6 protein-coding genes and 1 tRNA gene are annotated in these 6,109 nt (G+C 41.9%); 4 read left to right on the forward strand and 3 right to left on the reverse strand.

Annotated features, from left to right (window positions below; genetic code table 11):
- The first annotated feature begins 58 nt into the window (after positions 1 to 58).
- A complete protein-coding gene (locus ACFOHL_RS06805) occupies positions 59 to 745 on the forward strand; it encodes a hypothetical protein (RefSeq protein ID WP_376919464.1) in 687 nt (228 codons plus the stop codon).
- Positions 746 to 902: 157 nt separating this feature from the next.
- On the opposite strand, the gene ACFOHL_RS06810 is transcribed toward ACFOHL_RS06805, so the two are convergent.
- From ACFOHL_RS06810 to mutY, 3 genes are all read right to left on the reverse strand, one after another.
- Positions 903 to 978: transfer RNA gene (locus ACFOHL_RS06810), tRNA-Phe, on the reverse strand.
- A 124-nt stretch (positions 979 to 1,102) separates the two neighbouring features.
- Complete coding sequence (locus tag ACFOHL_RS06815; protein WP_376919465.1) at positions 1,103 to 1,375, reverse strand: oxidative damage protection protein; 273 nt, start codon at positions 1,373 to 1,375, stop codon at positions 1,103 to 1,105.
- Positions 1,376 to 1,384: 9 nt separating this feature from the next.
- Entirely contained in the window at positions 1,385 to 2,437 is a 1,053-nt protein-coding gene (mutY, locus tag ACFOHL_RS06820) for an A/G-specific adenine glycosylase (RefSeq protein WP_376919488.1), read from the reverse strand.
- A gap of 91 nt (positions 2,438 to 2,528) precedes the next feature.
- On the opposite strand from mutY, the gene trmB reads away from it, so the two are divergent.
- The 3 genes from trmB to ACFOHL_RS06835 are packed head-to-tail and all read left to right on the forward strand — an operon-like array spanning position 2,529 to position 5,760.
- Positions 2,529 to 3,248 (forward strand): tRNA (guanosine(46)-N7)-methyltransferase TrmB, encoded by a 720-nt coding sequence (gene trmB, locus ACFOHL_RS06825; RefSeq protein ID WP_376919466.1) that lies wholly within the window; start codon positions 2,529 to 2,531, stop codon positions 3,246 to 3,248.
- Positions 3,248 to 4,291 (forward strand): methyltransferase, encoded by a 1,044-nt coding sequence (locus ACFOHL_RS06830; protein ID WP_376919467.1) that lies wholly within the window; start codon positions 3,248 to 3,250, stop codon positions 4,289 to 4,291. Before trmB ends, ACFOHL_RS06830 begins: the two co-directional genes overlap by 1 nt.
- Before the next feature lie 35 nt (positions 4,292 to 4,326).
- Positions 4,327 to 5,760 (forward strand): glycogen synthase, encoded by a 1,434-nt coding sequence (locus ACFOHL_RS06835; protein WP_376919468.1) that lies wholly within the window; start codon positions 4,327 to 4,329, stop codon positions 5,758 to 5,760.
- Positions 5,761 to 6,109: the final 349 nt, after the last annotated feature.

Consider the following 6,109-nt stretch of genomic DNA (forward strand, 5'->3'; position numbering starts at 1 on the left):
ATTTAAAAAAGAGCAACATCAAATCCAATCAGTTTGAAATCCTGAAAGTGAGTGCGGAATGACAGTTACCACACATCAACAAAAAATACTCTGGGATATAGCCAACACAATTTATAAGGGTGATTTCAAAAAGAAAGATATTTTTGTAAATCGTGAAGTCCCTATACCAATAGCTGAAACAGGAGGGACTTACAAAGCCGACTATATTATGAGAAACAAGTCGGGACTCGCAAAGATCGACGAAATCCTATTAGAAATGCAAGGTGGCGGTGAAACTAATCAAACAAAATACATTAGTAACCATGTAAGAGACTGGGCATCTGACACAGCCAGAAATAACGCAACCCTCCGAACCGTAGTACCTAAAGCAGGAACCATAGAAACGAATGCATGGCGCAGGCAACAAGAGCAATTCCTAGTAAAAGGGAACATTGTTAATCAGACTGGCGGTAAAATTGTATTTGCAGTCGGAAAACTCATTTATGATTATCTAATTCCGAGAATAACTCGTGCCAATCTGAGAGATTTGAGAAATCATAATTGGACCTTGTGTATAGTGGCAATCGATGAAGACGTTTCAGTTCCACCTGTTCCCGGCTCAATCCCATTGAGTATCGATGAAAATAGACTTATGTTCACTAATTATTCGACGTTCGTGAGAACATTAACAGACCAAGGAGGCCCAGAGCCATCAATTTTCGAAGGTGAGTTTGTATCCCTTACCGGAGAGAGACGAAAACTTTAATTGTAAGAATTAAGAATGATGTGCCCCCTTTGAAACGGTATTTTAAATTTGGTTAACTGTGATAATAGATGAAATCTAATGAAAATAAGAAACACACGAATTACGTGGTGTAGAGACGAAAAACCCCCGACCAAAACTGGTCAGGGTTTCTAAATAATGGTGCCTCGACCCGGGATCGAACCAGGGACACGCGGATTTTCAATCCGCTGCTCTACCAACTGAGCTATCGAGGCATCAGCTTCTCGCTGTGGACGCGTATTAAACGGATTTACGCCCTTCAAGTCAATAGCTAATTGGGAAAAAAGTCTCTTTTTTTGACCTTTCTATCAATAATTAATCAATTGCTTTGGTATTTGCTTATTTAGTAGGCGGCACATAGCCTTCGATAGTGGGTTCTTTGCCTTCAAACAAAAACGCAAGCATTTGTTCCTCTAAAAACGCTCGATCTTCTGCTTGCATCATGTTGAGTTTTTTTTCGTTGATCAGCATGGTTTGCTTCTTTTGCCAAACGCCAAAAGCTTCTTTAGAAATATTATCGAAAATGCGCTTTCCGATTTCTCCTGGATAGAGCTGAAAATCAAGTCCATCAGCTTCTTTCTGTAAATGTTCACAATACACTGTTCTACCCATGCTCTTTCCTCAATAACGCGCTTTTAATTGTGTAAATATTTTAATTGTAGGCGAAGCCAAGCCAATTTGAAGATCTTCAGAAAGTGGGAACCACGCTCGTTCAGACTCTCTCACCTCAAGCTTTGCCTCTTGCATTTCGATTAATATGGGCGAAATATCTAAATGAAAGTGGCTAAAGGTATGTCTAAAACTCTGCAATGTTTCTATTGTAACAGACTCCCCACCACTTAAGTGACTAATTTGTGAGTCCAGTTCACTGTCGTTACTCTCCATAAAACCCCATAACCCACCCCAAATACCAAGGCTGGGGCGCTTTTGTAAAAATACACTTCCTTTGCAAAAAGGGATAAGCATGTTGACAGATTTTACAGGCAGTTGTTTTTTAGGTTTTTTGTGGGGCAATTCAGTTTGTCGTCCTTGAATATTTGCCAAACAATGCTCAGACACTGGACAAATTTCACATTTTGGTTTTGATCGCGTACACAGTGTGGCTCCCATATCCATCATTGCTTGGGTGTAGTCGTCAAAACGTGCAGCAGGCTTTAGTGATTCTGCTAAGCACCACAATTCATCTTCAATCTTTTTTTGACCCGGCCATCCCTCAATCGCAAAAAAACGCGCTAATACCCGTTTTACGTTGCCATCCATAATCACAAAAGCTTGATTGTCTGCCAATGACAATATCGCCGCTGCGGTAGAGCGCCCAATTCCTGGTAAGGCGATTATATCGTCAAAACTCGACGGAAACTCACCAGCAAATTCATCTCTGATTTTTTGCGCGGCCTTGTGTAAATTTCTCGCTCTCGCGTAATACCCAAGCCCCGTCCACAAATGTAAAACCTCGTCCTGCTCCGCATTAGCCAAATCAATTACAGTCGGAAACCGATGCATAAACCCCTTAAAATAAGGAATGACTGTCGTCACTTGGGTTTGCTGTAACATAATTTCAGACACCCAAACCGAATACCGTGTTTTCTGCTGCTGCCATGGTAAGTGCTTTCTGCCATGTTCATCAAACCAGTTCAGTATTCGTTCGCTAAAGCTATATTGTTTCTGCAAAATAATTAGAGCCTGTTGATCTTTGCAATTAAGTGAAGTGCTGGGATAATACCAGCAATTTATACCTTTCGATAACCAAGAGACACAATATTGCATGACGCGCTTTAATTCAGTTGAGGAAGCCCAAGCAGCCGGCGTTTACATCTCCAAAGTAAAAAGTTTTGTCAAGCGCGAGGGGCGCCTAACGAATGCTCAGGCCAAAGCTCTGGAAGACAACTGGCCAACTATGGGCTTGAATGTAGACATGGGTAAATTGGACTTAAACGAGGTTTTTGGTCGCCAAGCTAATCGAATTGTTGAAATTGGCTTTGGTATGGGCAAGTCATTGGTTGAAATGGCAAAAAAAGCCCCAGAAAAAGATTTCATTGGTATCGAAGTGCACAAACCTGGCGTCGGCTCGTGCCTAGGCGAAGCAGCCGAACGAGGACTGACTAATTTGAAAGTGTTTGAGCACGATGCAGTTGAAGTGCTTGAACAATGTTTAGAAGCGCAAAGTATCGATCGCCTGCAATTGTTTTTTCCCGACCCGTGGCATAAAAAGCGTCATCACAAGCGTCGAATAGTGCAAGACGCATTCGTTCAGAGTGTGAGAAACAAATTGAAAATCGGCGGCGAACTGCACATGGCAACGGATTGGGAGCATTATGCAGAGCATATGATAGCCGTGATGAATGCTAACGATGGCTTTGAAAATACAGCTGCCGACGGTGATTTTGTGCCTCGACCTGATTACCGCCCGCTAACCAAGTTTGAAGCGCGCGGTCAGCGCCTAGGGCATGGTGTATGGGACATTATTTATAAGCGAGTAAGTTAGTGCTTAGTTCACCTTCACAATTAATTAAACGTAACCTAGACGTTTTTTCTAGCGGGAAATGGGCACTCCTTAACCCTGAAGATACAGCGGTTTTTTCCTTGTTACCGGATGAAACCCTAGGATTACACCATTTTTATCATGTCTTTCGCGCATGCCGTGAGGTTAAACCCGATCAACATTTATTTTCTGCATATTTTACTGAAGAGACCTTGTCTACACTTAATGGCGTCGTGATTTACATGCCCAAAGCAAAGCAAGTGTTGGATATGCTATTAGATAACTTGGCTAATTATTTGCCCATTGACGCCAAGGTTCTTGTTGTTGGTGAAAATAAAAGCGGCGTCAAAAGCGCCGACAAAATCATGCAAAAATACTTGGCCGATGTACAAAAACTCGATGGGGCAAAGCACTGTACTCTTCTCATCGGTAACTTAAAGCAAAAAGACGCACTAACTGGGTTTTCTATTGACAAATATTTGCTCAAGAAGAGCTACTCCATCAATGGACAAGCGCTAATGCTGTGTTCGTTGCCGGGTGTTTTTGGTCACAAGGAATTAGATCCGGGCACGAAACTTCTACTTGATCAATTCCCTGATGCAAAAGAGATCAGGCAAATGCGTGGTAAGCTCTATGATTTTGCCTGTGGCACGGGCATCATTGGCGCCTATTTTAAATGTATCAACCCTAAGCTGACCCTATGTCTCAGCGACGTTTCGGCTCTTTCAATATATTGTACGCAACAAACGCTAGCTGAAAACAAAATCGAAGGTGACCTGATAGCAAGCGACGGTATGCAAGAAGTACAGGGCAAGTTTGACTATATTGTAAGCAACCCCCCTTTTCACTCGGGCTTAAAAAATGATTACGAAATTACGCAGCAGTTCATACAAGATGCTTATAGACATTGTTTAAAACAAGGTAAATTGAGCTTGGTAGCAAATCGCTTTTTACCTTATGCTGATTGTATTCAGCAAACATTTAACCAATTTACCGTGTTAGCAAAGTCCACTAAATTTACGGTGTACCAAACCACCAAACGGTGAGTCTTATAGCAAGCTAAAAAACGAGCGAAGATAGTATGCAAATTCTTTTTATTATTTCAGAAGTAGAAGACATTATTAAAACGGGTGGCTTGGCAGACGTTGGCAAGTCGCTACCACTCGCACTCGCTGAGTTGGGACACGACGTACGTATTGTCATGCCGTACTATCGTCAAGTTGCAGATACCTTCGCCTTATCAGACGCCATTTCGCAACAAGTACTGCATGTAAACCATCATAGCTACCACTATCAAGTTAAGCAGCTAAGCTTGGATAATGTTCCAGTATATCTCATTGACCACGAATATTTTTCTCAGGCATTGACACCCTACACGGATACTTCTGTGGCGAACAACGCACAAAAATTCAGTCTGTTTTCCTTATGCGCGGTTTGTGCAAGCCACGAGCTTGGCTTTAAACCCGACATAGTGCATGTTAACGACTGGCACACTGCTATGGTGCCTTATTTTTTGAAAAGCGATTACTTTCAGCGCAATGATCTCTTATCCGATCCTCATTGGTTTGCCCACTCTCGCGTAATCATTAGCTTGCACAATGCTGCTTTTCAAGGCATTGAAGGTCTTGATCAGGTTGGTATTCTGGATCACATTGACGCCAGCAAAGTCTACAATCACAACGGTTTTTTGAATATGTTAAAAACCGGAATTTTGTACGCAGATAAGACCTGTCCGGTGAGTCCAACCTACGCTCGTGAACTATTTACAGAGCTCGGCAGCCACGGCATCAACGACGTAATAGGAAAAGTAGGTGACAAGGTAGTCGGAGTGCTCAATGGTTGCGATTACAGTCAATGGGATCCCAGTTCAGATCCACTCATACCCGCTAACTTTTCTGTAGATGATATGAAAGGGAAAGCACGCTGTAAAACTGCACTGCAGCGCAAAAATAAACTACCGCGTAGCAGTAAAACACCTGTTTTTGGGATGGTTTGTAGAGCCACCAGACAAAAAGGCTTTGATTACTTGTTGCCGATCCTCGAAGAAATGTTAAGCCACAATGTACAATTAGTGATCATGGGGACGGGTGAATCTCGCATCACTAACGAGCTAGCAAGGATTGCCACAGCGTACCCCGAAAAAATGTCTTTCGTCGAAGACTTTTTACCCGAAATGGCGCATTTAATCGAAGCCGGTAGTGACTTTTTCTTGATGCCCTCTGAATTTGAACCATGTGGTTTAAATCAAATGTACAGCTTGGCTTACGGAACACTGCCGATTGTCAGAAAAGTGGGTGGTCTTGCAGATACGGTTGTCGATATTAGCGAAGAAAATGGCAATGGCTTTGCTTTTGACGAACCAACACCTACTGCGCTGATAAGCTGTATCAGGCGAGCAATAATCTTGTTTTTAGAAGATAAAGTGGCTTTTAACAATATAAAGCAAGAAGCGATGAAAATTCGATTTACATGGCTCAAAGCAGCGGAAGAGTACGTGAAAGTTTACACAAGATAAATCACTGCACATTTTGTTAATTATTTGTTATTTTTTTAACGTATTCCGTTAATAGCGCTGTTTTCACTGGAAAATTCATACGCAATTGTTAAAAAGATACTTTAATTTCGCGCTTTTTTTTGAAATACTGTTTAAGCTATCTATTGTAATGGCAACGTTCCTTGTTAAGGGCACGAGGCCATAGCATTATGCCAAGGCGAAAAGACGACAAAGCTGCTAAACGCAAAGGATTGGGGAAAACCCTATCGAGTAAGCTGACTAGCAATGCTCGAGTTAACGTAGAAGAAAATATAAGACATGCAAACTCCAAATATACTAATAGTAGAAGACGAAGTAGTTACCCGTACTA

This window comes from Agaribacter flavus (genome assembly GCF_042646125.1).
Taxonomy (GTDB): domain Bacteria; phylum Pseudomonadota; class Gammaproteobacteria; order Enterobacterales; family Alteromonadaceae; genus Glaciecola; species Glaciecola flavus.